We start from the raw sequence: 23655 nt of genomic DNA, 5'->3' as shown, positions 1-23655 counted from the left end.
GCCGACCCAGGCTCAGGCCGCGCCGCTGCCGGGCACGCAGCCGACCTCGGTCCAGCCGCTGCCCGCGCCGGTCACGGTGCGCTAAGCCAACTGGTCAACCCATCAATGAAAAAGGCGCGCGAACAGCGCGCCTTTTTTGTTGCCCGCAAGCGCCCGAGCTAGAGGTTGATAAGATTCAGGTTGGGCTCGATCGACAGCGGAGGTTCACCTCTCCCCGATGGGGAGAGGTGAAGCAAGGGCATGGTCGAACCGACTCGATCCAGCCTCACCTTCCTCTAGGCCAGCCGCCGCGGCGGCTCACCGCCTTTGGTGAAGGCGTCGATGCAGGCGACCATCTGCTGATAGTGCGCCTGCAAGCTCTCGCGCGTTGCATAACCGAGGTGCGGTGTGATCACGACGTTGTCGAGCTTGCGCAGCGGGTGATCGGTCGGCAGCGGCTCGACCGAGAACACGTCGATGCCGGCGCCTCCGATCTTCTTCTCGCGCAATGCGACAAGGAGTGCGTCTTCGTCGACGATCGGCCCGCGCGCGCTGTTGACGAGATAGGCCGCCGGTTTCATTCGGGCGAGATCGGCGGCACCAACCAGTCCGCGCGAGCGCGGGCTCAGTACGACATGGATGGTGATGATGTCTGATGTGGCGAACAGCTCGTCCTTGCTGGCGTAGCCGACGCCGGCCTCCTTGCACTTCTCCGGCGTCAGGTTGGGGCTCCAGGCGATCACGTTCATGCCGAACACCTTGGCCATGCCGGCGACCTTGCTGCCGAGCTTGCCGAGGCCGATGATTCCGAGCGTCTTGCCCTCGATCTCGGTGCCCGCAAAGGTCTGCCACGGCTCGCCGGCATGCATCCGCGCGTTCTCGCGGCCGATGCCGCGGGTCAATTCCAGGATCACGCCCATGGTCAGCGGCGCGGTGGGATCGCGGCTGTACTGGGTGCCGCACAGCACCACCTGGCTAGCCTTGGCGGCCTCCATATCGATCGCTGCGTTGCGCATGCCCGACGTGATCAGGAGCTTCAGCTTGGGCAGCGCATCGAACAGGCTCTTCGGGAACGCCGTGCGCTCGCGCATCGCGCAGATGATTTCAAAATCCTTCAGCTGACCAGCTGCTTCGGCTTCGCTCGCGAACGGCTTGTCGAACACGGTGACCTCGACGCGATCCTTGATCGCCGGCCAGTCCGCCAGCGAGAGCGCGATGTCGAAATAGTCGTCGAGGATTGCACAGCGGAGCCGCGTCATCGGAAGGTCCATTCAGGGTGAGGGCAACGGCAGAAAATCGACCGTCGAGATTCCTGATGGTCGCGCGCAATCGGTAGGCGCGCAAGCGGCCGCGGTTTCAAAAAGCGGCGATTGCTACAAAGCTCAGGACGGCTTGCGCGTCTTCGCGGTGCGGATATCGGCGAGCATCGACCGGACCGCCGGCGACAGTGCCATCTGCTTGGCGCGGCAGGCCGGGCCCGGGCCGCGCATATAGTGCAGTTCCGGCCGGTAGGGATTGAAAGCCTTGGCGGCGAAGGCCCGCCAGAAGGCGCGGAGTTCGGCGAACAGCGTCGCCTCGGATTTGGTCACCGGTCGCGAAAGCGGCGCTGAAATGATGGTAGCCATGGTACGGCCTCAACTGTTTTGGTCGCGGTTCTGCCGCGAAAATCGCCGTTTTTCGGCGTTGCAGACGAGTTTTGGCCTGATTTATTAAAAGATGGTTTCAATTGTCGTGATTCGGCGCTCACATGGTGTCGAACCCGTAATCACCCGTGGCCAATGGACAGAACGTGGTGAACGGATGGAAAACGCCCGCCCCGCGGTTGCGCTTTCGGGGGCCGGCCGTTACATCGGCGGCAGCAAAATTTCCACAAATCGGATCAATTCCAGGGACAGCGGATGGCTCGCCAGTTCATCTATTTCATGCAGGGTCTGACCAAGGCGTACCCGACCCGCAAGGTGCTCGATAACATCCATCTGAGCTTCTACCCGGACGCCAAGATCGGCGTGCTCGGCGTCAACGGCTCGGGCAAGTCGACGCTGCTCAAGATCATGGCCGGCCTCGACAAGGAGTATAACGGCGAGGCCTGGGTCGCCGAGGGCGCCCGCGTCGGCTATCTCGAGCAGGAGCCGCAGCTCGATCCGAAACTCTCGGTCCGCGAGAACGTCATGCAGGGCGTCGCCAAGCAGAAGGCGATCCTCGACCGCTACAACGAGCTCGCCGTCAACTATTCGGACGAGACCGCCGACGAGATGACCAAGCTGCAGGACGAGATCGAGGCGCAGGGCCTGTGGGATCTCGACAGCAAGGTCGACCAGGCGATGGACGCGCTGCGCTGTCCGCCCGATGATGCCGACGTCACCAAGCTTTCGGGCGGTGAACGCCGCCGCGTCGCGCTGTGCCGCCTGCTGCTCGACCAGCCGGAACTGCTGCTGCTGGACGAACCGACCAACCATCTCGACGCCGAGTCGGTGTCGTGGCTGGAAGGCCATCTGCGCAACTATCCCGGCGCAATCCTGATCGTGACCCACGATCGCTACTTCCTCGACAATGTCACGGGATGGATCCTCGAGCTCGACCGCGGCCGCGGCATTCCCTACGAGGGCAACTACTCGTCCTGGCTGGTGCAGAAGCAGAAGCGGCTCGAGCAGGAGGGCCGCGAAGACGCCGCGCATCAGAAGACGCTGGCGCGCGAGCAGGAGTGGATCGCATCCTCGCCAAAGGCGCGGCAGGCCAAGTCGAAGGCGCGCTATCAGCGCTATGAGGAATTGCTGAAACAGGCCAGCGAGAAGCAGACCCAGACCGCGCAGATCACGATTCCGGTCGCCGAACGGCTCGGCCAGAACGTCGTCGACTTCGAGGGCCTCAGCAAGGGCTTTGGCGACCGCATGCTGATCGACGATCTGACCTTCAAGCTGCCGCCGGGCGGCATCGTCGGCGTGATCGGTCCCAACGGCGCCGGCAAGACCACGCTGTTCAAGATGATCACCAAGCAGGAGGAGCCCGACAAGGGCACCATCACTGTCGGCGAAAGCGTTCATCTCGGCTATGTCGACCAGTCGCGCGACGCGCTCGACGGCAAGAAGACCGTGTGGGAGGAAATCTCCGGCGGCAACGAGCTGATCCTGCTCGGCAAGAAGGAAGTCAATTCGCGCGGCTACTGCTCGTCGTTCAACTTCAAGGGCGCCGACCAGCAGAAGAAGGTCGGCGCGCTGTCCGGCGGTGAGCGCAACCGCGTGCATCTCGCCAAGATGCTGAAGTCGGGCGCCAACGTGCTGCTGCTCGACGAACCGACCAACGATCTCGACGTCGACACGCTGCGCGCGCTGGAAGAGGCGCTGGAGGATTTTGCCGGTTGCGCCGTCATCATCAGCCATGATCGCTGGTTCCTCGACCGCATCGCGACCCACATCCTGGCCTTCGAGGGCGACAGCCATGTCGAATGGTTCGAGGGCAACTTCCAGGATTACGAAAAGGACAAGATGCGCCGGCTCGGCCAGGACAGCATCATTCCGCACCGCGTGAAGTACAAGAAGCTGACGCGGTGATCGGTTCGATCGGTCGAGCGCGGCAATCGGGCCGCGTTCGACTGTTCCTTGTTTGCAGGATCGTGACGGCATCGCGGCGCAATCTGCGGCCAGTTGTCGCTTTTCAAGCGCGCGGGATTGCGTAGATAGAGCGCTCCGCAATTTCAATTCCGCGAGCACTCCAACATGTCCGCTGTTTCCGACGCGCGTGCCCCTCTGAAGGGCCGCTCGCTGCGTCCCGTTCCCATGCTGATCTTCGGATCGCGCTGGCTGCAATTGCCGCTCTATGTCGGCCTGATCATCGCCCAAGGCGTCTATGTCGTGCTGTTCCTGAAGGAGCTGTGGCACCTGTTCGCCCATGCCTTCGATTTCAGCGAACAGCAGATCATGCTGGCCGTCCTCGGCCTGATCGACGTCGTCATGATCTCGAACCTCTTGGTGATGGTGATCGTCGGCGGCTACGAGACCTTCGTGTCGCGTCTCAATCTGCAGGGACATCCAGACGAGCCGGAATGGCTCAGCCACGTCAATGCCAGCGTGCTGAAGATCAAGCTGGCGATGGCGATCATCGGCATCTCCTCGATCCATCTGCTGCGCACCTTCATCGAGGCCGGTGCGCTGTCGTCAGGCAAGGGCAACTACACCGAGACCGGCGTGATGTGGCAGACCATCATCCACTGCGTCTTCATCCTGTCGGCGATCGGCATCGCCATCGTCGACAAGCTGTCGAACGACTCGATCGAGGGCGCGAAGCAGCAGTCCGGGCACTAGGGGCTTTCCTGACGCGTTTCCTTCACGCGAACCGGTGCCCACTTCGCTCGGAAACGCTCGACGACGGCGTCATCGCGCCGCGCGTGAGCCGAACAAGGCAGGCGCGGATCGGCCGAGCCATTCGGGGATCTGCGCCGCGCCGCGCGGAAATCCGCGGGCCATGGCAAGGATGAACGCGCTCTGCCAGACGCCAAATAGCACCAGCCAGCCGAGCAAGGTCGGCAGCCTGACGATTGCACCGTAAATGGTTCCGGCCGCGATGGCGGCGATCCAGGTCACCACGAAGCTGTCGATCCGCCTGAACGCGGGGTTGGTCAGAAGCACGCCGAGAATGGTGATCGCTCCGCCGACCGCGCCGCCGATGCCGCCGATGAGGTAACCCATCAACGGGTTGTTGCCGAGTGTCTCGGTGATCTGCGCCGGGCTTGCGGCATTGCCGTCGGCCGGGACGGTCTTCGCATATTGGCCGAGCGCCTGAAGCGTGACCGCGCTCGCATCATAGGCCGCGATCCAGGCCGCGGTCGTGATTGCGACCACCAGCGCCAGCTGAAACCGGTCCTTCGCGCCAAACATGACGTTGCAGGCCGCGATCGCCGCGCCGAAGATCACCCCCGGCAGGATCGTGATCCCGCCTGCGTCGGAGACGACGAACGAATATTGCAGGACGTTGAGCGCATAGGTCGTGACCAGGCTGCATGCGATGGCGGAGGCCAGCGCCAGCACGAGGAACGGCAGGTTCGGCTGCCCGCGCGACTGCTCGCTCTTGGCCTCCAGCATGCGATCCACCGCGGCGCGCGTCTCGGCGGCGGCGCTGCCCTGCGGCTCCAGGATAGTGACCGCCTTGAGATAGGTCGGAACCTGGTCGAGCGGGGTCGGCGCCATCATCACCGGCAGCACGCGATTGCTCGGGTTCGGCCATTTGCTGCGGGCAAAGGCGAGCTCGCTCAAGGTGTAGCGTCCCTTGGTCACCGATTCCGGTGAGATCAGGAACACCATAAAATCGCTGCTTTCGATGGCTTTTTCGACGCGCGCATCGAAGCTGTCGCCCGGCGGGAGATCGTCGTGCGAAAAGAAAACGTCATGGTCGCAATTGCGCAAGGACTGAGCGATGTTGTCAGCCTGCGATTCCAATTCGGAGGGAAATGACAAAAATATGCGCATGGCAAAACTTACCACCCAGAATTGAATTCTGACATTGCCGAATCCACGTTGCAATGCCTGTTTCCGCGGGGTGAGATCGATCATGAAATGGCCAGCCACCATCGTCGCATTCGCGCTGTTGCTTTGTGTGCCGCTGCAGCGGCCGGCATATGCCGCCGATGCCGCGTTCACCCAGTTCATCGCCTCGCTGTGGCCTGAGGCCAAGGCGGCCGGCGTATCGCGTGAAACCTTCGATCGCGAGACACGCTCCCTTGAACCCGACTACAAGCTGCCCGATCTGATCCTGCCGGGACGTCCCAAGACCGGCGCGCCGGCGCAGGCCGAGTTCGTGCAGGTGCCGGCCGACTACATCAAGGAAGCCTCGATCGCGCGGCTCGCCGCCGAGGGGCAGCGGCTGCTGCAGAAGTATCGCTCGTCGCTCGATGCGATCGAGAAGCGGTTTGGCGTTCCCCCAACGATCGTGCTGGCGATCTGGGGCCGCGAGACCGACTATGGCCGCTACTCGCTGCCCTACGACACGCTGCGCGTGGTGGCGACGCAGGCCTATGTCGGCCGCCGCAAGGATCAGTATCGCACCGAGTTCATCCTCGCGCTGAAGATCCTCGGCGAGGGTGCGGTGACGCGCAAGGAGATGCGCTCGTCCTGGGCGGGGGCGACCGGCTACACCCAGTTCCTGCCGTCGGAATATTACAAGCACGGCGTCGACCTCGACGGCGATGGCAAGGTCGACATCTGGCACTCGGTGCCGGACGCGCTCGCCTCCGCGGCGCAGCAGCTCGTCAACAAGGGCTGGCAACCCGGCGTGCGCTGGGCCTATGAAGTCACGGCACCCGCCAATGCCGATTGCACGATGGGCGTGCCCGAGGTGACCAAACCGATCAGCCAGTGGCTGCGGGCGGGCTTCGTGCCGGTGCGGGGGCAGAGGCTGAGCGCCACCGAGCAGGCGCAATCGGCCTCGCTGCTACAGCCGGAAGGCATCTACGGTCCGGCCTTCCTGACCACGCCGAACTACTTCGTGATCAAGGAATACAATTTCTCCGACCTCTACGTGCTGTTCGTCGGCCATCTCGCCGACCGCATGACGAGCCCGCAGCCGTTCGCGACGCCATGGTCGGCGTCGAAGCAACTGCGCTCGGCCGATGTCGAGGCGATGCAGCAGCAGCTGACGCGGATCGGTCTCTACAAGGACAAGCTCGACGGCAAGGCCGGGATGCAGACCCGCGCGGCGCTCGGCGCCTACCAGAAGCAGGCCGGGCTGAAGGTCGACTGCTGGCCGAGCGAGGCGGTGCTGCGCGCGATGAACGGGCAGCGCTGAGCCCGAGGTCCGCTCGGTAACGCAAAACAAAAACCCGGCCGCAAGGCCGGGTTTTCGAGTGTGATGCTGACAGCGTGTCGGTCGATCAGTCGCAAACCTGGACGCGACGGAAGCGCCAGCCGTAGCCGTCCCAGAAGCGCTCACGAACCCAGCGGCACGGAGCTTCTTCGACGTAAACAGGCGCCGGTGCAACATAGACCGGGGCCGGACGGGCGCCTGCGATTGCGCCGCCGAGCAGGGCGCCGCCGATCAGGCCGCCGGCAACGCCGGCCGCGACGGCGCCGCCGTCACCAGCCTTGGCAGCCGGAGCAACCGCCAGCGAACCGGCAATCGTGGTAACGGCAACGAGGGCAGCTAAAGTCTTCTTCATGTCTTTGGCTCTCCTGGAAGGTGGTGGCGTCATGGTCCGACGCCGGGTTTTAGGTGACTCGCACGCTGATCTCGAACTGCTGTCTTGCTAAACAGCGCAGAACAGTCAACCGAAAGTAAACGTCCGCAGGCTCATCGCGCAGAAAAGCGGTTTTTTCTGGCCATCTACAGCGGATGTCCCGGAGAAACAGTCTGTTTTCCGGGACATCTGGTTCGAATTAATCGAGATGAACGGCGATCAATCGCAAACGCGGACGCGGCGAATGCGCCAGGTGTAGCCGTCCCAGAACCGCTGGCGCTGCCAGAAGCAATCGGGACCATAGCCGGGCTCGGCGACATAGGCCGGACCGGGCGCGTAGTAGCCATAGCCGGGACCGTAATAGCCGTTCTGCGAAGCGATCGCGCCACCGACGATAGCGCCACCGATCAATCCCGCAGCGACGCCGGCGGCGACACCGCGTTGTGCCTGGGCGGGGGCGGGCACCGCCACAGCCGAAACCGCCAGAGTGGCGGCGGCGCAAAGCGCCAGCAATGTCTTCTTCATGACCTCACCTTTCTCACGGGAGCAGGGACAGCGTGCGTTGGCGATCTGTCTCGCCTGAGGGTTCCATATTCCGCTTGAATGATCAATGAACGACGCTGCCGTATTCGCGACCAAATGCTTGCAGCTTTTGAATTATTTCGCAATGCACAGACTTGAGCGGCAACCGGGCAGCGGGTGCCGCCGGCGCCTTGCCGTGGCAAAAGCGGATGTTGACCCATCGAAGTGCCGCCCGGCGCATTGAGAATGGTCAAAAAATCGAAGCCCCCCGATTTAGATTCATTCCAATATGAATCCCGCATCAGTTTGGAATTGCTACAAGAACTGCTTTTTCCTTTTGCATATGGCGGGGCCCGACAATATCCATATTGCCAAGCATCACCCGTTGGACCCGCTTCCTCTGATGATTGTCTGTTCCTGTAACGTCCTCAGCGACCACGATGTCCGCAATGCCGTGAACGGTGGCGGGTCCGTGACACGAAATGCCAAGCAGGTGTATGGCTGCCTCGGCTGTAGCGCCGAATGCGGCCGCTGCGCGCGCACCATCAAGGCAATCATCGACGAGGCGCTCGGTCCCTGCGCCAAGGCCTGCTGCTCCGGCTGCCCCCACAGCGGCCATCCGCACGCCGCCAACGACGAAGAGGCCGAGCCGGCCGAATTCGCGCTCGCGGCCTGCTGAGGCAATTTCGGCCCGGATTGGATCAGCGCCGAAGCTCCAGTTCCCGTCTTGACGCGTTTTCCGCCCGCGAACCGGCTTGCGCACCGCGGGAACGCTCTGTCCTCTCCAGATCCACCGAATCCGGTTATCCACGCGCTGCTTCCGCGATGGGTTGCTCTCTCCGGCAATCTGATTTAGAAGCATTCTAAATATAGTGCCGGCCGGTTTGGCCGCGACAGGTGGAGTGGATCATGCAAGGCGACCCGAAGGTCATCGACTATCTGAACAAGGGGCTGCGCAGCGAACTGACCGCCATCAATCAGTACTGGCTGCACTACCGGATGCTCAACAATTGGGGCCTCCTGGAGATGGCCAAGGTCTGGCGCAAGGAATCCATCGAGGAGATGGAGCACGCCGACAAATTCGTCGATCGCATCCTGTTCCTCGACGGCTTCCCGAATCTGCAGGTGCTCGATCCCCTGAAGATCGGCCAGGACGTCAAGGAGATCATCGAGTGTGACCTGGCCGCCGAGATCGGCGCCCGCACGCTCTACCAGGAGGCGGCAACCTATTGCCACGGCGTCAAGGACTACGTCAGCCGCGACCTGTTCGAGCAGCTGATGAAGGACGAGGAAGACCACATCGACTTCCTCGAGACCCAGCTCGACCTGATCAAGCGCATCGGTCTCGAACTCTACACCCAGAAGCACGTCGGTCATCTGAAGGGCGAGGATCACTGAGCGGCTGTTTCGCGCTCGGTGAGTGGCGCTAAAAATACGAGAGGCCGTCCTTGCAGGCGGCCTCTTTTGTTTTCTTTGTTTTCGCAATCGGACCGAGCTCTCGCTCAGTAGCACCGCATGATGTTGATGGTGCGGTCGCCACCGCGTCCCGGCACCGTCACGGTCTCCGTGGGACAGCTCGACACATAGGGGCGATCCGACGGCGCCACGGCCGGCGGATAGCGGTGCGCCCAATCCCAGGGCACGTCCTGGGTGTAGGTGTAACGGACGTCGTTCGAGACCGGCGCCGGGACCTCGGCGGCGAGCGGCGCAGCGGCGAGCGCGTCGTCGTAATATCCGCTCGTCCCCGGCAACACGATGCCGGGCACGCGCACATGGTGGCGGAAGGCCGGATGGTGCGAGGCGAAGGTGCCGCGCGGCGCCGTTCCGGATCTCGCATCGGTCTCGGTCGAGGAAGCAAGCAGCAGCGCTGCAATGCCGAGGGACGCCATCAGCGCCCCGGATGGTCGAAACGCCGTTCTTCGATACGCCATGGCAGGCACCAACCCGCGGTTACGGAGCATTTGTGCTGAAGCTAGGCCGCGCCTCAGGGCGCCCGCAAACTCATCCTTAATTATTGGTTAAAAAGTAAGGTTAACAGGACGTAAATGTTTCAAATTGGCGCGATCAGCCGGCGCTGACGGATGGACGTGCTGCCTCAGACGGCGTCCGCCGGAACGAAGCAGCTGATGATGATGCTGCCGCGGTGGTGCACGTACCACACCACGGCCTCGCCGACCGGATTGCCGCGATCGCGGATCACGGCGCGCTCCGGCACCATCATCCACTCGCCCTCGATCGGCACCCAATAGGCGCCGCCCCGAACGTCGTAGCTGGTGCGATGGCCGTCGGAGATGTCGCAGCACGGCACGCCATTCGGCGCGATCACGCTCTTGAACCAGGCGCGGATGTCGGGCGGCACATTGTCGTATTGGCCGTTGTCGAACGCCAGCGCTGCGCCCGCCATGATGACGAGCGACGCGAGCACCGCGCCATGCGTCAGCCTTCGCATTGCATTCCTCCGCGAAAACTTCGTGCGTGATCCGCGCAACGCCCGCGCGCGAATCCGGTGTTTGCGCGATTAGGCACGAACCGCGGGCGGGATGCATGCTCAAAGAATGAGCGAAGCGGCGCGGCCTCCGTGATGCAGTGCGGGATCGTGGCGTTCAGGCCGGCTTCTTCGCGCGAGCCTTTTTCGCGGGCTTCGCCGCGATGTTGTCCCGCGCCATCGTGAGCGCGCTGCGCAGCGTGAGCTGGTTGGCCTTCGCAAGACGGACATTGGTGCTGCCGCTCTTGCCCCAGCCGCCCGGCACCGGCCGGAAGATCTCCGGCTCGGCCTCGACCACGACAGCCTGTTGCTCCGGCGTCAGCTTCACCATGCCCCAATCCCTGTCGGGATAGCCGAGCGTCGCGAAGATGCGTTTGCCGACGCGGAAGTCGACGGTGCCGTGATGCGCGCCTTCAATCACCTCGGGCAGGCTCAGCGCTGTGCGGCGGAAGCGGTCTGCGGACATGGTTGCCAACGCGATCTCGTCGGCTCACCATATCACGGACAGCGGACGATCAATCGTTCGCCCTCAGCACGTTCAGCGCATACCATCCCCAATAGACGCGATGACGCTGGATCAGGCCGTCCTTGATCTCCATGACCTCGACGAGATCCATCTGGTCGCCATCCGGGGACTGGCGCGGATATTCCCAGGTGAGGATCCGGCCGTCGCTGAAGAAGCCCTGCTTGAAGCGCCGCCGCTGCGGCGGGTTGGTGCGGAACACGCGTGTGATGAATTCGCGCAACGCCCGGCCCTGGACGATCCCGTCTTTGCTCTGCATCAAATGCTGGACCAGCGGGCTCTCGATCGAGGCATCGGGTGCGTAGAGCGCGAGTGCCGCCTCGAGGTCCTTGTCGCCGAGGGCCTGATCCCAGAGCTTGTAAATGCGTTCCGCGTCCTTGTTGGCTTCTGTCATGATTGTTCCCTTGTGTGTCGTCGACTGCCGCCGATTTGACCGGAAGCGGCGGCCCTGACGTTTCAGGAAAATCTGAAATGAGTTTCGCGATGTTACGAATGCGGGTAGGACGATTCGGTCCGATATGGAGGACGATGCGGTGGGATCATCCCAATCCGTGCAGACGGGATTTTCGCGGATCGCCGAGGCATTGGGCGATCCGGTGCGTGAGGCCATGGTCAGCGCGCTGGCCGACGGCAAGGCGCTGCCGGCGGGCGAGCTGGCCGCGGTGGCCGGCATTTCACCGCAGGGCGCCAGTGCGCATCTGCAGAAGCTGGTCGATGCGCGCGTGCTGTCGGTGTGGGCGCAGGGCAGGTTCAGATATTACCGGATCAGGGACGACGACGTCGCGGCGCTGATCGAAACCCTCGTCGATCTCGCAGCCAAAACCACTGTCGCCCCCAAGCGCGCCATGCCGGCCGAACAGCTCAGGCAATCGCGCACCTGCTATCATCATCTCGCGGGCCAGCTCGGCGTGCTGCTGTCGAATGCGCTGATCCGCCGCCGTCTCGTCATCATCGATGGCCGGGAGGGGCGCGTCACCGAGCAGGGGCTGGCCTGGTGCCGGGCCGAGGGAATCGATTTCGATCCGTCGCGGCAGCCGCATCTGCGGCTGTGCAACGACTGGACTGAGCGCGTGCCGCATCTCGCAGGTCCGTTCGCCAATGCCGTGCTGGGGCGGTTGGTCGAGATGCGCGGCGTTGCGCCGCATCGGATTCCGCGCGCGTTGCGGATCACCGATCGGGGGCGGGCCTTCTTCGATCGGCTCGGCGTGCAGGTTCCGTTCTGAGAGCGCGTGAATGAACCTCGAGCGCGATCCGGAAAAGTGTGACGCGGTTTTCCGAGAAGATCATGCTCAGACAAGAAGCTAAAGCGCGATGACGCTTTTCATCGCGCTTTAGCGGCCGTCCTCGACCTCGGTCTCCGGGCGGTCGTTGCCGGAGGCGGTCTCGGTCAGCCATTTGCCGTCCGAGGTCTCGTACTGGATCGCCTCGGTGCGCCCGGGAACGCGCTGCTCGTTGGCGGCGCGCCGGGCGGCGGCAAGTGCCGCGGCATGGGTTGGAAACGGTTCCGAGAACACCCCGTTGACGGTATAGGCCCAGCCACCGTCGTGCTGGACAACCTTGTAGATCACGTGGCTCATCCGGAACCTCGTTTCCATCGTGGACGATGAGGCTGCCAGAATAGACCACGATGTCGTATTTTGCAGCAGCCGATCGTCTTTGAGACACAAGCCCCAAAATGCGGGCGAGGGAGACCGACATGTGCCGCAATATCAAGACGCTGTTCAACTTCGAGCCGCCCGCCACCGAAGACGAGATCCACGCCTCGGCGCTGCAATTCGTGCGCAAATTGTCCGGCTTCAACAAACCGTCGCAGTCCAATGAAGCCGCCTTCAATCGTGCCGTGGCCGAGGTTTCCGCTGCTGCGCGAAAACTCCTGATCTCGTTGCAGACCACGGCGCCGGCGCGCGATCGCGAGGTCGAGGCGGAGAAGGCGAGGGAGCGCTCGCGCCTCCGGTTCGGCTGAGACCCAGCGCATTCCGTGACGCAGGTCACGGTAAGGCGCCAGGCCGCCGGGCATCGTTGCCGTTCCCCCCGGCCCCGGAGCAACGCCATGAAGCCTGCCGCCCTGCTCACACTCTGTTCGATTGCGTTCGCCGTGCTCTGGACCTGCGGCATGCTGTGGTCGAGCGGCACGATCGACCTCGCCAACGTCATCATCCTGTCGGCGTGCGGGGCGTTCGCGGGTGTTGCCTGGTACTACGCGATGCGCTGGGTCTTCCAGCTCATGCAGCTCGCCAGGCCGTCCGATCCTCCGACCAATCCCCGGACCGAGCGGTGAGCCTGGCGCGCGACACGGACATGGCTGGCCGTGTCGTCGCGCGATGACGACAAGAATTACTTCTTGTCCTTCTTGCGGTGCTTCTTCTTTTTCTTGTGATCGCCGTCCTCGTCGTCATCTTCCTCGAGGTCGATGTCATCGACTTCAAGGGCGATCGCCTCCGCTGCCGCGCGCTCGATGGCATCGCGTTCAGCCTGCTCGGCGGCTTCACGCTCCTTGGTGCGCTTGTAGTCTTCCCAGGCGTCGAAGATCATGTGCAGCCACGGCATCACCTGCTCGATCGACGGCAATTGGCCGGGCGGGCCGGCTTCACCGCGCGGACCGGCCGGTCCCTGCGGCCCCTGTGGACCTGCTTCGCCGCGCGGCCCCTGTGCGCCTGCCTTGCCCTGCGCGCCCGGCTTGCCCTGGGGACCTGCCTTTCCGACCACGCCCGCCTTGCCCTGCGGACCCGGCTTACCGCGCGCACCTTCCGGCCCCGGTCGCCCCGGATGTCCCTGCGGTCCGGGCTTTCCCGGCTCGCCCTGACGGCCCTGCGGCCCCTGTGCTCCTCGTGCCCCCTGGCGGGAAGTTGTCTCGTCAGCCACTGATGTGCTCCGTCGCGATTTGAAGCCGCTTGTAACAGAGGTTGGACGACGGCTTCAATTCTGGCGGCCGCCACCGATGCGAGCGATCAACAGTCATAATTCCATGGGCATTATGACAACGGAGGACGCATTGCGGGTTCTGGACGGCAGCTACGGCGAAGCATCGCAATCGCTCGACATCGTCGTGACGCGGCACGATGTGCTCGACGAAGCGGCCTTTCGTGGCACGGGTGTGCTCGATCTCTATGAGGAGCTGTTTCCTGCGAGCGAGCGCGACAGCCCTGACGACATCGTGCGCTGGCTGCTGTCCGATGATGTCGGCGAGCTGCGGCAGTTCAGCGTCGACGGCCGCACGATGTCCTATCGCCTCGACTCGCGCTGCTTCATCCTGCGTGCCGGCGGGCGCGCGATCGGGCTCGGCTTCTTCACTTATGATCACGCAAGCGATCTGATCTTTTGCAACCACGTCGGCATCGGGAGGGCGTGGCGTGGCAGTGGCCTGGCGCGCGCGTTCTATCGCGAGATGGTCGGCATGCTCGATGCGTTGTTTCCGCGTAACATCGGCGTGGTGCTCGAGGTCGAGCCGTTCGATCGCGACCGCGTGGCCGCGATCATCGCCGAACTCGAGCGAACGGGCAGGCGCCAGCTCGCCGCGGACGAGCAGGACGAGATCCGCCGATTGCTGCGCGCGCGTTGGTACGACAAGCTCGGCTATGCCGTGTTCTGCAACGCGCGGACGATGCAGCCACTCCTGTGCCGCTCGCCATGTCTTGATCCGTGCCTGCCGTCATCGGATTGGGCAGCAGGCGAAGAAAATTACTGGCTGATGTGGCAGGCGCGAACCGGCGCGCCCTCCGCCGACGGGGGCGCAAGCGAGTTCTGGCAAAATGCCATCGTCGCGATCTACGTCGAAATCCTCGCAAAGTCCCTCGTCGATGACGATCCGAATGGACGGCGCGACTATTGGGACTATGCGACCGCGCTGGTGGCCCGGACGATGCAGCAGACCGCGACGACCGACGTGCGTCTCGCGCGCTGCCTCGGTGACGAGGACAGCGCGTTGTTGTCGCGCTGGCGGCGTCTTGCGATCGATCTCTCGATCTGAACTAGGCCGCGGCGTGCTCGCTCAGCGGCACGTCGATGCCGTCGGCCGAATATTCGCGGATCTTGTTCCGCAACGTTCGGACCGACAGTCCCAGCACGCGTGCGGCGCGGGTACGGTTGCCGTCGCAGCGCGCGAGCGTTTGCAGCACCAGTTCCCGCTCGACCTCATCGACGGTCGCGCCGATCAGCAGTGGGACGATTTCATTTGGAGCCAGCGACGGCAGCAGAGCTTCCGGCGACGGTACGGTGGACGCGTATGACATGAACTCCTCCCGATCAACGCCCGCCTCGTCGATGAGGCGGAGACATCGAGAATCAACTACCCCGTAGATCCACGGTGTGCCGGTTTGGTTAACAAGTCCTTAACGCCGCGCTAACTCCCTGCTTTGTAAGAAAAATACCCAGAAATCGCCACGATTGCGGTTCCGTCGGTCACAGTGTCCTGTAGCCGCCATCGACCATCACGATCGATCCCGAGACATAGGCTGAGAGATCCGAGGCGAGGAAGATCGCGGGGCCGACGATGTCCTCCGGCTTGCCGGCGCGGCCGAGCGGGGTGTGGTCCATGAACACCTTCACCAGATCGGGATTGGTGGCGCGCACCTTCTCGTTCAGCGGCGTTTCGATGAAGCCGGGGCCGATCGCGTTGACGCGCACGCCATCCTTGCCGAGCTCGGCGGCCAGCGCTTTGGTGAAGCCGAGCACGCCGTGCTTGGAGGCGGTGTAGGCCGGCGAACTCGGCGTGCGCAGATGCACGAAGGACTGGATCGAACCGATATTGACGATGCGTCCCTTGTTCTTGCGCAGTGGCGCGAGGAACGAATGCGTGACGTTGAAGACGCCGGTGAGATTGATCGCGATGATGTCTTCCCAATCCTTGATCACGGCATCGTCCGCGCCGAGCATGCCGTTGCGGCGCGCGATGCCGGCATTGTTGACCAGGATCGAGACCGGCCCGACTTTGTCCGCGACCTGCTTTGCCATCGCGATGCAGGCGTCGCGATCGGTCACGTCGAGCGCAAAGCTCTCCGCCTTGCCGCCGGTGTTCCTGATCTCCTTGGCCGCTTCCGCCACCGCATCGCCGTTCATGTCGAGCAGCACCACCCGCGCGCCCTCGCGGCCGTAGCCGAGCGCGATGGCGCGCCCGATGCCCGAGCCTGCACCGGTGATGACGGCGATGTGATTGTCGAGAAGGGCCATGGCGTTTCCTCGTTCTGATTTATGAGCGTTGTCGACAACACTATTCAAAACTGCGCCAACCGAAACGCCAAGGCGCGTTTGCGCGTTGCTGTCATCCATATTCGGATGACAGTACGGACCGATCATGGACCCGCATATCAGACACTGGAAAGTTGCGATCGAGCGCTTTTGCGCGGCGCCGGATCCCGACTACCGGGAGATCGCCAAAATGATCGCCGAGATCGCCACGACCGATATCGACGAGACGCTGCGGCATGCGGCCGCACAGGTGCTGCCGATCCTGCGCCAGGCAGCGCTGAAATCGGCCGACCGCCACACCAAATCGATGGCGCTGCGCCGTCTCGGCATCGTCAGCGATGCGCTGCACATGCTGTCCGCACCGCAGTTCGGCCGCCGCGGCCTGACGCCGAAATTGCTGACGCAGGAAGAACGCTACCGGCAATTGCTGGGCCTGCCGTTCGGCCGCAGGCTTGCGGCGACCGAGGTCCATCAGGCGTTCAAGCGCGCCGCCAAGACGGTGCATCCCGACGGCGGCGGCAACGGCACCGCGTTCCTCGAACTTGCCGCCGCGCGTGACGCGCTGATCAAGCATCACTGATGCTTGATCGCGTGATGCCCTGACAGCAGAAGAGCGGACGCCGCGTGGTTGCCGCGTGTCCGCCCTGTGCCTGATCGGGGAGTGCTCAGAACGCGCAGGTGCCGTTGTTGAGCAGTCCGGTCTTGTAGGTGAACGCGGCGTCGAAGGTCGGCAGCTCCTCGCTGACGACGGCGAAGTTCGCGGGCCACGGCGTGGTCGGGATGCTCTGGTCCCAGATCTGGCAGAAGCCGGTGTCTTGCCAGCGGATCAGATGATACGGGTTGGCGCTGGCGGGGCTTGCCGCGGCAAGCACGGACACGGTGGCGGCAATGGCGGCACAGGCAATCGCAAGACGACGCATCGAAAATCTCCGGTTTGAATATGTGAATGCTCCGCGAGAAAATCCTGGAGCTCAGGGGCCGATCGCCCCGGACATGCAGTGAGTGTTGCAACCCCGGGAACAGGTTCAACGCTGGTTGCACGGAAACAGCCGTTACCAAATCGGCCGGCGCTGTGCCAAAATTGCGCCAGGTTACGCGCTTGCTACAGTCGCGCATTGCGATTCGCGCCGGCGTCGCGACGCAAGAAACTCGACGTGAGCAAATCTTGGGGAGACTGCACATGAAATTTTCATCCACCCTTCGCGTCGCACTGGTTGCGCTGCTGGCGTTCACGGGACTTGCTTTCTCGTCGGCCGCCCGTGCCGACAGCGGTTTCGTGACGCTCACGATCTACAAGGCCGGATGGATCATCGGCGGCTCCGGCGGCAGCGGCGTGCTGACGTTCCGCGGCCGCTCCTATCGGCTCTCGACTGGCGGTCTCGATTACGGCCTGGTGTTCGGCGGCTCCAAGACCGTGCTGCGCGGCCGCGTCAGCAACATCAATCGTCCGTCCGACGTTGCCGGCGTCTACGGCGCAGCGGGCGCGGGGCTCGCCGTCGGCCGCGGCGCGCGTGCGATCGTGCTGACCAATCAGAAGGGCGCGGTGCTGGAACTGACCGGCCACCAGGTCGGCCTGATGGCCAACGCCGACCTGAGCGGGCTTGCGATCACGATGCAGTAGGGCATCCATCCCCGTCATCCCCGCGCAACGGCTTTGCCGTTGTCGCTGGAGGTGCGAGCGGAGCGAGCCTCGAAGGATGAATCGGCCACCAGCCGGGCCGTGCATCCTTCGAGACGCGCGAAGATGCGCTCCTCAGGATGACGGGGTGAGGGGCTGGCGTAGGCTTGCGTGATTTCGGAATATTAGAAGCGTACCCGTGAGTTGCCCGACGTGTCAAGTCGAGCGCCGGCCACCGCCGGCTCCTTTGCATGGGGTTGTTTTCAATATTTTGGCAGCGCGTCTCCGCCGGAACGGGCCGGTACCTACCTGAACAGATGCAGCGCTGCGTATTGCAGCAGCATGATGGTCTTGGCGTCGACGATGCGGCCGTCGCTGATCATGGCGAGTGCGTCGTCGATCGCAAGCTCCAGCACCTCGATGTCCTCGCCCTCGTCGGCGAGCCCGCCGCCGTCGCTGACGCGCATCGCGGCGTCGTATTCGGCGACGAAGAAATGCAGTTTCTCGGTCACCGCGCCCGGCGTCATGAAGGCTTCGAACACCTTGCGCACATGCGCGAGCCGGTAGCCGATCTCTTCCTCCGCCTCAGCGCGGATGCGTTCTTCCGGCGCGGCGTCATCGAGCATGCCGGCGGCGGCCTCGATCAACAGGTCATCATAGCCATTGGCGAAAGCGGGATAGCGGAACTGGCGCACCAGCACCACGGTGCGGGCCTTCAGATTGTAGGGCAACAGCACGGCGCCGTTGCCGCGGTCATAGACCTCGCGCACCTGGGTCTGCCATTCGCCGTTGCTGCGGCGGTAGTCGAAGGTCGCGCTCTTCAGCTCGTAGCGGCGCTTCGACAGCAGCTGGACGTCCTTGACGCGGACGCGGTCGGCGATGCTCATGCGTCGATCCTCAAACTTGTTACGGCGTCGCTTCGCGACCGTCGAGCCATTTGGCCAGCATCACCGAGGTCGATTCTTCATAGCCGAGCGTTTGATAGAATGCGCTCGCCTTGGCGTTCTCCCGCCGCACCAGCAATTGCAGCTTCGGCATGCCGGCTGCACGCAGCCAATCCTCGACTGCGGTCATCATCGTCCGGCCAAGGCCCTTGCCCTGGCGATTGGGATCGACCGCGACGTAATAGACCCAGCCGCGATGGCCGTCATGGCCGACCATCGCGGTTGCGACGATCGCGCCGTCGTCGCGGCCGACCAGCACCGTCGAGCTCGATCCGCGCCGCGCCAGCGCAATATCGGCTGCGGGATCGTTCCACGGCCGTGTCAGGCCACAAGCCTGCCACAGCGTGACGACATCGGCCACGTCGGCATCGGTGATCTCTGCGATGGCGAGGGAGGGAGAGGGCATTGTCGCCTGCACGGTCACAGCACCTTGCCCGGGTTCATGATGCTGAGCGGATCGAGCATCGCCTTGACCTGCCGCATCAGCTCGATCGCGACCTTGTCCTTGACGTCGGGCAGTTCGTCGCGCTTGAGCACGCCGATGCCGTGCTCGGCCGAGATCGAGCCGCCCATCCGCAGCACGATGTCGAACACGACCGCGTTGACGTCGTGCCAGCGCGCCAGGAAGTCGGCCGCATTGGCGCCGACCGGCTGGCTGACATTGTAGTGGATGTTGCCGTCGCCGAGATGGCCGAACGGCACCGGCCGCGCGCCCGGGATCAGCTTCACGACAGCCGCGTTGGCCTCCGCGATGAAGGCGGGCACGGCCGCGACCGGCACCGAGATGTCGTGCTTGATCGAGCCGCCCTCAGGCTTCTGCGCCGCCGACATCTCGTCGCGCAGTTTCCAGAACGCCTGGCGCTGGCTCAGATTGGCGGCGATGACGGCGTCGTCGACGATGCCGTCTTCCATGCCCTGGGCGAGGATCGCCTCCAGCGTGTCGCGTGCATCGTCGCGCGACGACGACAATTCCATCAGCACGTACCAGGGATGCTTGCTCTCAAGCGGATCGCGGATATCGATGCCGTGGCGGATCGAGAAATCGACCGCGATGTCGGCGAGCAGTTCGAAGCTGGTCAGGCCGCCGGCCGCCTCGTTGCGCGAGATCGACAGCAGCTTCAATGCTGCCGCCGGCGACTTCAGGCCGACATAAGCGGTCTCGACCGCGCGCGGCTTCGGAAACAGTTTCAGGGTTGCGGCCGTGATGATGCCGAGCGTGCCCTCGGCGCCGATGAACAGGTTGCGCAAATCGTAGCCGGTGTTGTCCTTCTTCAGCTTCGACAGCGCGTTGAGCACGCGGCCGTCGGCGAGCACGACCTCGAGCCCGATCGCCATCTCGCGCGCCACGCCATAGGCCAGCGCTCCGGTGCCGCCGGCATTGGTCGACAGGTTGCCGCCGATGGTGCAGCTGCCTTCGGCGCCGAGCGACAGCGGAAACAGCCGGTCGACGTCCGCTGCCTTCTGCTGCGCGATTTGCAGCACCACGCCGGCCTCGCAAGTCATGGTGTTGGAATCGACGTCGATGTCGCGGATCTTGTCGAGGCGCCGCAGCGACACCACGACCTCGCCATTGTGCGGCGTCTGCCCGCCGACCAGGCCGGTGTTGCCGCCCTGCGGCACCAGCGCGATCCTGTGTTCGCTGGCAAGCTTGCAGATCGCGGCGACCTCAGTGGTCGAGCCCGGACGCAGCACCAGCGGCGAACGGCCGTGGAACAGGTCGCGCTCCTCGGTGACGTAGGGCTGGATGTCGGCGGCATCGGTTACCGCGTATTTCGCGCCGACGATGGCGCGGAATTTTTCCAGTAATTCGGGCGGAAGCGGCGGCACCGCTGATTGGACGATGTTCATTTTTTCTTGGTCTTTCACTCAGCCGGGGTTCTTAGTTTACGCATGACCGCCGCGCAAACGCGTCGCGTTTGTCGCGAGGGAAAACCGGTTTCCACTCTTCCGGGTCATGCTCGTTATCGCCCGACCGCTGCGCGGCGCAGCCGGTCATTGATGGCTTCGCCCAGCCCGTCCTCGGGAATGGGCGTCACCGCAATAGCATCCGCGTTTCTCGTGTCGAGCGTGCGAAGGTAACCGAACAAATTGGCGGCGGCCTCGGCGAGATCGCCGCGCTCGGACAGGTTCATCTCCACCAATGCGCATTCGCGCCGCGCCACCTTGACCGGCCCGAACGACAGCAAGGCTTCACCGACATGGACGTCGCTGGCATTGAGCCGGACCGGGGTCCGCGGCGCGTAATGCGAGGCGAGCATGCCCGGGGCGATCGGCTGAGCGTCGTTCTCGGCATCCTGCGGCGGCGATTGCAGCGGATGGCCGAGCACGCGCTCGATCTCGGCGCGGGTCAGCCCGCCCGGCCGTAGCAGTACAGGATCGGAGAAGCAGCCGACGATGGTGGATTCGACGCCGACCTCGACCGGGCCGCCGTCGACGATCATGTCGATGCGGCCAGCCAGATCCCCGTTCACATGCTCGGCGGTGGTGGGCGAGACATGGCCGGAGAGATTGGCCGACGGTGCTACCACGGCACCGCCGAACGCCTTGATGATGTCGCGCGCCACCTTGTGGGCCGGGATGCGTATCGCGACCGTGTCGAGCCCGGCGGTCGCGAGTTCCGCAACCGGGCAGGACAGCGCCTTCGGCAGCACCAGGGTCAGGGGGCCGGGCCAGAACGCATCCGCCAGCCGCAGAGCCTGCCCGTTGAACAGGGCGATCCGGCGGGCGGCGCCGAGATCGGCGACATGGGCGATCAGCGGATTGAAGGCCGGCCGGCCCTTGGCCTGGTAGAGCCGGGCAATCGCCGAGGCGTTGCCGGCATCGGCGCCGAGGCCGTAAACCGTCTCGGTCGGAAACGCCACCAGGCCGCCCTCGGCCAGAACCCCGGCGGCGGTGGCCGTGGCGGCGGCGCCGGCGGGCAATACGTGCGTTTTCAGACCTGTATCCACTGTGACTAGATTCCTCAATTGGGTGCCCTGTGGTCCCTTGCGGTCCCCGAAACCCGACGCTATAAGCCCGGCTCTTAGTCGGAGTGTGGCTCAGCCCGGTAGAGCACTGCGTTCGGGACGCAGGGGTCGCAGGTTCGAATCCTGCCACTCCGACCAGATTTCCTTAGGTTTTTCGTTCTCATCGGTGGCCGTTCCCGAGTCAACCACCGATTTGACCACCGAAACATACCGCGTTTTTTGGCCAATGGCTGCCGCCGCCCCATGCAAATGATCGGGATGGTGATGGCCATAGGTTTCCTGCAGGACCTCCGCCGACATGCCGAGGAACCCGGCCGCCTCCCAGATCGGCACGCCGCGCTGCATTAACCAGGTCGCTGCCGTGTGGCGCAACGTGTGCGGAGTGACTTTCCCGGGCAGCTTGGCAAGATCCACGGCAGATTTGAAGCCCTTCTTCACAGAAGCGACCGGCTTGCCATTGAACTCGACGAAGCAGGTGCTCATCAGCATGCGGTCTTTCCAACGACGCAAATGAGCCAGTAGCCGGGGCGGAAGTGGAGCTGGCGTCTGACGCTTCTTGGTCGCTCGCTTCCCGATCGGCCTTCGGTAGAAGATACCACGCTCGAGATCAACGTACGAGTGCCCGAGCTCGGGGTATGGCGATGCCGCCGCGATCGCGCCCGCCCGCGTGCCGGTGTAGAGGCCGATCAGGATAAATCTGGCCACGTGTCGGAGCGGCCGGCGGTCTGTCCGTACCGGCTCGCCCTTTGAGCTGCCCGCGTGGACGGTCTGCTTTTCGCGATAGCGCCAACATTGCCAAATCAAGGCTGCGGCCTCTGTGCGCGTCAGCCACCGGTCGCGCGCCTCACCTTTCGGCGGGAGGGATACGCGAACCGTACCACGGTGAAAGCCCTCCTTTGTATGATGGTTGATCGCGGCGCGGAACGTCTCGAGGTCACGACGCGCGCCGCCCCGGCTGCCGCGATGTTTGACGTAGCCTGCACAAGTTTGCGCGTTGACTGCCGACAGCTTCTTGCCGCCCCAGAAATCGTTGAGCCGCTCGATCCTTGCCTCAATTTCAAACTGATCACCTGGCTCGCCGATATCGGTCAGATAGATCGACAGCACGTCGGCGCAATCGATGTCGTCGATATCTCTTCGACTGCGCTCCGGTTGATATTTTTGCGCGATGTAGTTTGCTAGCGCCTGCTCTGCTTTCTGCGGAGGCTTTGTTTCAGACGCGCTCGCAATGCATCCTGTGGCGATATGTCGGTCGCCGTCTTTGATAATCCAGACGGACTGGGCGACGAGGTTGCCGTCGCGATACCGAGCTTTGCGTCTATAGAGCCGGGCTCCTTTGCTTGGACGCGGCATAATTCCCTCATTCTCTCTATATGAAAGAGTGTCGTGTAATCCTTGCCCGCGATGCGCTCGACGATGAGCCGTCCGCGGGCGCTCTCTCGGCGCAACCCGGAAGCGGTCATCGAACCATCCGGAAATGCCACGGCCGCTGCTACGGAAAGACGGAGCGGATCGTGCAGGCCAACGGCTTCCGGGCGCTTTGGTGCGTCGATCATATTAGTGAAATCGCGCGCTGCGAAGCACTAAAGATGATCGAGTTTTATGCGAGCGACTTCGTCGCGTTTCTATTTGTCTGAGGAGCGTGCGGGTCCTGAAGTGTTCGGCGGATACGGAGGTTGATGATGTGTGGTTACGCTGATCAAGGCGAAAGCTCTGCTGAGCGCAGACTCCCTTAGCAGTGGCTCTATGTGTGCTGGACGTCTCGAGATCATCAGTGCCCATCGGCACATACAATCAACTCGCGGACGATAGCTCAATTGCGACGAGCGGCTGTTTGAGGCGGTATGGGCTGCCGCGGAGAATGTCTGGGGCGGGCACGCCAACGTCGTCCTAGGAGCGGGTACCGATCACATTTCTGATACGCTTCATGCCGCGCTTTTCTGTTCGACGGTTTTTTCAAGCCCGTTACCAGTGCGACGCAATGCAGGCGAAGCCGGATGATTGGCTTCATTTCTGAGTCACTATCCGCAGGCCGTCCTGAATGCCTCACGGATCGCGCACTTTCGCAGGTTGGACGTTGTGGCCGCTCGTTGGACGATACGGGCGCGCAATTTCTATTGGGGTAGACGTTTCATCGATACTGGTGGATTTAACAGGTGGTGGGTTGGCTCAGCGAGCCGCTTGTGACGCCTTTGTGTCAATCGGCTTGCAAATTTGACCCCTCATCGGCGTCCAATTTTGACCCCTTTGCGCGGCGAGCTTTGCTGGTAGC

At 63.6% G+C, this 23655-nt stretch carries 31 protein-coding genes, 1 tRNA gene and 1 pseudogene; 14 read left to right on the top strand and 19 right to left on the bottom strand.

Annotation, left to right across the window (positions count from 1 at the left end; all coding sequences use genetic code 11):
* Positions 1-275 precede the first annotated feature (275 nt).
* Together AC628_RS17560 and AC628_RS17555 are read right to left on the bottom strand one after the other, a co-directional pair.
* Positions 276-1238, bottom strand: a complete 963-nt coding sequence (locus AC628_RS17560; RefSeq protein ID WP_074128038.1) for a D-2-hydroxyacid dehydrogenase family protein — start codon at positions 1236-1238, stop codon at positions 276-278.
* A 123-nt stretch (positions 1239-1361) separates the two neighbouring features.
* On the bottom strand, positions 1362-1604 hold the full coding sequence (locus AC628_RS17555) for a hypothetical protein (RefSeq protein ID WP_074128033.1): 243 nt from the start codon (positions 1602-1604) through the stop codon (positions 1362-1364).
* Positions 1605-1877: 273 nt separating this feature from the next.
* Here AC628_RS17555 and ettA point away from each other — a divergent pair, with 273 nt between their 5' ends.
* Both ettA and AC628_RS17545 read left to right on the top strand, forming a co-directional pair.
* Positions 1878-3527 carry an energy-dependent translational throttle protein EttA gene (gene ettA / locus AC628_RS17550; protein ID WP_074128032.1) on the top strand — a complete coding sequence of 550 codons (1650 nt, stop codon included), beginning with the start codon at positions 1878-1880 and terminating at the stop codon, positions 3525-3527.
* 165 nt (positions 3528-3692) lie between these two features.
* Entirely contained in the window at positions 3693-4277 is a 585-nt protein-coding gene (locus AC628_RS17545) for a TIGR00645 family protein (protein ID WP_074128031.1), read from the top strand.
* 69 nt (positions 4278-4346) lie between these two features.
* Here AC628_RS17545 and AC628_RS17540 read toward each other — a convergent pair whose 3' ends face one another.
* Positions 4347-5438, bottom strand: a complete 1092-nt coding sequence (locus AC628_RS17540) for a toll/interleukin-1 receptor domain-containing protein (RefSeq protein WP_168193395.1) — start codon at positions 5436-5438, stop codon at positions 4347-4349.
* 82 nt (positions 5439-5520) lie between these two features.
* Here AC628_RS17540 and AC628_RS17535 point away from each other — a divergent pair, with 82 nt between their 5' ends.
* Positions 5521-6753 (top strand): lytic murein transglycosylase, encoded by a 1233-nt coding sequence (locus AC628_RS17535; RefSeq protein WP_074128029.1) that lies wholly within the window; start codon positions 5521-5523, stop codon positions 6751-6753.
* 85 nt (positions 6754-6838) lie between these two features.
* Here AC628_RS17535 and AC628_RS17530 read toward each other — a convergent pair whose 3' ends face one another.
* Positions 6839-7123: a hypothetical protein gene (locus AC628_RS17530; RefSeq protein ID WP_050422014.1), complete on the bottom strand. Its 285-nt coding sequence runs from the start codon at positions 7121-7123 to the stop codon at positions 6839-6841.
* Between the two features lie 237 nt (positions 7124-7360).
* Positions 7361-7666, bottom strand: a complete 306-nt coding sequence (locus AC628_RS17525; protein ID WP_021076077.1) for a hypothetical protein — start codon at positions 7664-7666, stop codon at positions 7361-7363.
* A gap of 400 nt (positions 7667-8066) precedes the next feature.
* On the opposite strand from AC628_RS17525, the gene AC628_RS17520 reads away from it, so the two are divergent.
* Together AC628_RS17520 and bfr are read left to right on the top strand one after the other, a co-directional pair.
* Positions 8067-8342 carry a (2Fe-2S)-binding protein gene (locus AC628_RS17520; protein ID WP_074128037.1) on the top strand — a complete coding sequence of 92 codons (276 nt, stop codon included), beginning with the start codon at positions 8067-8069 and terminating at the stop codon, positions 8340-8342.
* A gap of 230 nt (positions 8343-8572) precedes the next feature.
* Positions 8573-9061, top strand: coding sequence for a bacterioferritin (bfr, locus tag AC628_RS17515; protein ID WP_050422038.1), 489 nt, complete (start codon positions 8573-8575; stop codon positions 9059-9061).
* Positions 9062-9165: 104 nt separating this feature from the next.
* Here bfr and AC628_RS17510 read toward each other — a convergent pair whose 3' ends face one another.
* The 4 genes from AC628_RS17510 to AC628_RS17495 all read right to left on the bottom strand — a co-directional run bounded on the left by AC628_RS17510 (position 9166) and on the right by AC628_RS17495 (position 11065).
* Positions 9166-9594: a hypothetical protein gene (locus AC628_RS17510; protein WP_074128028.1), complete on the bottom strand. Its 429-nt coding sequence runs from the start codon at positions 9592-9594 to the stop codon at positions 9166-9168.
* 164 nt (positions 9595-9758) lie between these two features.
* Positions 9759-10112: a hypothetical protein gene (locus AC628_RS17505; protein ID WP_074128027.1), complete on the bottom strand. Its 354-nt coding sequence runs from the start codon at positions 10110-10112 to the stop codon at positions 9759-9761.
* Positions 10113-10266: 154 nt separating this feature from the next.
* The gene (locus AC628_RS17500; protein ID WP_074128026.1) at positions 10267-10614 is read right to left on the bottom strand and encodes an MmcQ/YjbR family DNA-binding protein; all 348 of its coding nucleotides are present in this window, start codon (positions 10612-10614) and stop codon (positions 10267-10269) included.
* Between the two features lie 49 nt (positions 10615-10663).
* Positions 10664-11065, bottom strand: coding sequence for a nuclear transport factor 2 family protein (locus AC628_RS17495; protein ID WP_074128025.1), 402 nt, complete (start codon positions 11063-11065; stop codon positions 10664-10666).
* Between the two features lie 157 nt (positions 11066-11222).
* Here AC628_RS17495 and AC628_RS17490 point away from each other — a divergent pair, with 157 nt between their 5' ends.
* On the top strand, positions 11223-11894 hold the full coding sequence (locus AC628_RS17490; RefSeq protein ID WP_245321214.1) for an ArsR/SmtB family transcription factor: 672 nt from the start codon (positions 11223-11225) through the stop codon (positions 11892-11894).
* 108 nt (positions 11895-12002) lie between these two features.
* Here the strand turns inward: AC628_RS17490 and AC628_RS17485 are convergent, their stop codons facing one another.
* A complete protein-coding gene (locus AC628_RS17485; RefSeq protein WP_016840968.1) occupies positions 12003-12248 on the bottom strand; it encodes a DUF2188 domain-containing protein in 246 nt (81 codons plus the stop codon).
* Positions 12249-12367: 119 nt separating this feature from the next.
* Here AC628_RS17485 and AC628_RS17480 point away from each other — a divergent pair, with 119 nt between their 5' ends.
* Entirely contained in the window at positions 12368-12634 is a 267-nt protein-coding gene (locus tag AC628_RS17480; RefSeq protein WP_074128036.1) for a DUF2277 domain-containing protein, read from the top strand.
* 87 nt (positions 12635-12721) lie between these two features.
* Positions 12722-12949, top strand: a complete 228-nt coding sequence (locus tag AC628_RS17475; protein WP_050426266.1) for a hypothetical protein — start codon at positions 12722-12724, stop codon at positions 12947-12949.
* Between the two features lie 56 nt (positions 12950-13005).
* Here the strand turns inward: AC628_RS17475 and AC628_RS17470 are convergent, their stop codons facing one another.
* Entirely contained in the window at positions 13006-13533 is a 528-nt protein-coding gene (locus AC628_RS17470) for a collagen-like domain-containing protein (RefSeq protein WP_074128023.1), read from the bottom strand.
* Positions 13534-13663: 130 nt separating this feature from the next.
* Between AC628_RS17470 and AC628_RS17465 the strand changes: the two genes are divergently transcribed.
* On the top strand, positions 13664-14638 hold the full coding sequence (locus tag AC628_RS17465) for a hypothetical protein (RefSeq protein WP_074128035.1): 975 nt from the start codon (positions 13664-13666) through the stop codon (positions 14636-14638).
* 1 nt (position 14639) lies between these two features.
* Here the strand turns inward: AC628_RS17465 and AC628_RS17460 are convergent, their stop codons facing one another.
* Both AC628_RS17460 and AC628_RS17455 read right to left on the bottom strand, forming a co-directional pair.
* Positions 14640-14900, bottom strand: a complete 261-nt coding sequence (locus AC628_RS17460) for a helix-turn-helix domain-containing protein (protein ID WP_016840962.1) — start codon at positions 14898-14900, stop codon at positions 14640-14642.
* 169 nt (positions 14901-15069) lie between these two features.
* On the bottom strand, positions 15070-15837 hold the full coding sequence (locus AC628_RS17455) for an SDR family NAD(P)-dependent oxidoreductase (RefSeq protein ID WP_074128022.1): 768 nt from the start codon (positions 15835-15837) through the stop codon (positions 15070-15072).
* Positions 15838-15961: 124 nt separating this feature from the next.
* On the opposite strand from AC628_RS17455, the gene AC628_RS17450 reads away from it, so the two are divergent.
* The gene (locus AC628_RS17450; protein WP_074128021.1) at positions 15962-16435 is read left to right on the top strand and encodes a hypothetical protein; all 474 of its coding nucleotides are present in this window, start codon (positions 15962-15964) and stop codon (positions 16433-16435) included.
* 85 nt (positions 16436-16520) lie between these two features.
* Here the strand turns inward: AC628_RS17450 and AC628_RS17445 are convergent, their stop codons facing one another.
* Positions 16521-16775: a hypothetical protein gene (locus tag AC628_RS17445; protein ID WP_050426261.1), complete on the bottom strand. Its 255-nt coding sequence runs from the start codon at positions 16773-16775 to the stop codon at positions 16521-16523.
* Positions 16776-17035: 260 nt separating this feature from the next.
* Here AC628_RS17445 and AC628_RS17440 point away from each other — a divergent pair, with 260 nt between their 5' ends.
* Entirely contained in the window at positions 17036-17476 is a 441-nt protein-coding gene (locus AC628_RS17440) for a hypothetical protein (protein ID WP_074128020.1), read from the top strand.
* 302 nt (positions 17477-17778) lie between these two features.
* Here the strand turns inward: AC628_RS17440 and AC628_RS17435 are convergent, their stop codons facing one another.
* From AC628_RS17435 to AC628_RS17420, 4 genes are all read right to left on the bottom strand, one after another.
* A complete protein-coding gene (locus tag AC628_RS17435; RefSeq protein WP_050426258.1) occupies positions 17779-18360 on the bottom strand; it encodes an NUDIX hydrolase in 582 nt (193 codons plus the stop codon).
* A 19-nt stretch (positions 18361-18379) separates the two neighbouring features.
* A complete protein-coding gene (locus AC628_RS17430; RefSeq protein ID WP_074128034.1) occupies positions 18380-18823 on the bottom strand; it encodes a GNAT family acetyltransferase in 444 nt (147 codons plus the stop codon).
* A 14-nt stretch (positions 18824-18837) separates the two neighbouring features.
* Positions 18838-20265 (bottom strand): FAD-binding oxidoreductase, encoded by a 1428-nt coding sequence (locus AC628_RS17425; RefSeq protein ID WP_074128019.1) that lies wholly within the window; start codon positions 20263-20265, stop codon positions 18838-18840.
* A 113-nt stretch (positions 20266-20378) separates the two neighbouring features.
* A complete protein-coding gene (locus AC628_RS17420; RefSeq protein ID WP_074128018.1) occupies positions 20379-21365 on the bottom strand; it encodes an L-threonylcarbamoyladenylate synthase in 987 nt (328 codons plus the stop codon).
* A 79-nt stretch (positions 21366-21444) separates the two neighbouring features.
* Between AC628_RS17420 and AC628_RS17415 the strand changes: the two genes are divergently transcribed.
* Positions 21445-21521, top strand: a tRNA-Pro gene (locus tag AC628_RS17415).
* Between the two features lie 135 nt (positions 21522-21656).
* On the opposite strand, the pseudogene AC628_RS45985 reads toward AC628_RS17415, so the two are convergent.
* Positions 21657-22088, bottom strand: a pseudogene (locus AC628_RS45985) (tyrosine-type recombinase/integrase); the annotation flags it as partial.
* 54 nt (positions 22089-22142) lie between these two features.
* On the opposite strand from AC628_RS45985, the gene AC628_RS45980 reads away from it, so the two are divergent.
* Positions 22143-22565: a hypothetical protein gene (locus AC628_RS45980; protein ID WP_349510118.1), complete on the top strand. Its 423-nt coding sequence runs from the start codon at positions 22143-22145 to the stop codon at positions 22563-22565.
* 332 nt (positions 22566-22897) lie between these two features.
* Positions 22898-23020 (top strand): hypothetical protein, encoded by a 123-nt coding sequence (locus tag AC628_RS45820; protein WP_283806586.1) that lies wholly within the window; start codon positions 22898-22900, stop codon positions 23018-23020.
* The last annotated feature ends 635 nt before the right edge of the window (positions 23021-23655 follow it).

The organism is Bradyrhizobium sp. NAS96.2 (genome assembly GCF_001908235.1).
GTDB lineage: Bacteria > Pseudomonadota > Alphaproteobacteria > Rhizobiales > Xanthobacteraceae > Bradyrhizobium.
The sequence above is the reverse complement of the archived record's forward strand: the minus strand, read 5'-3'. Positions and strand labels throughout refer to the sequence as shown.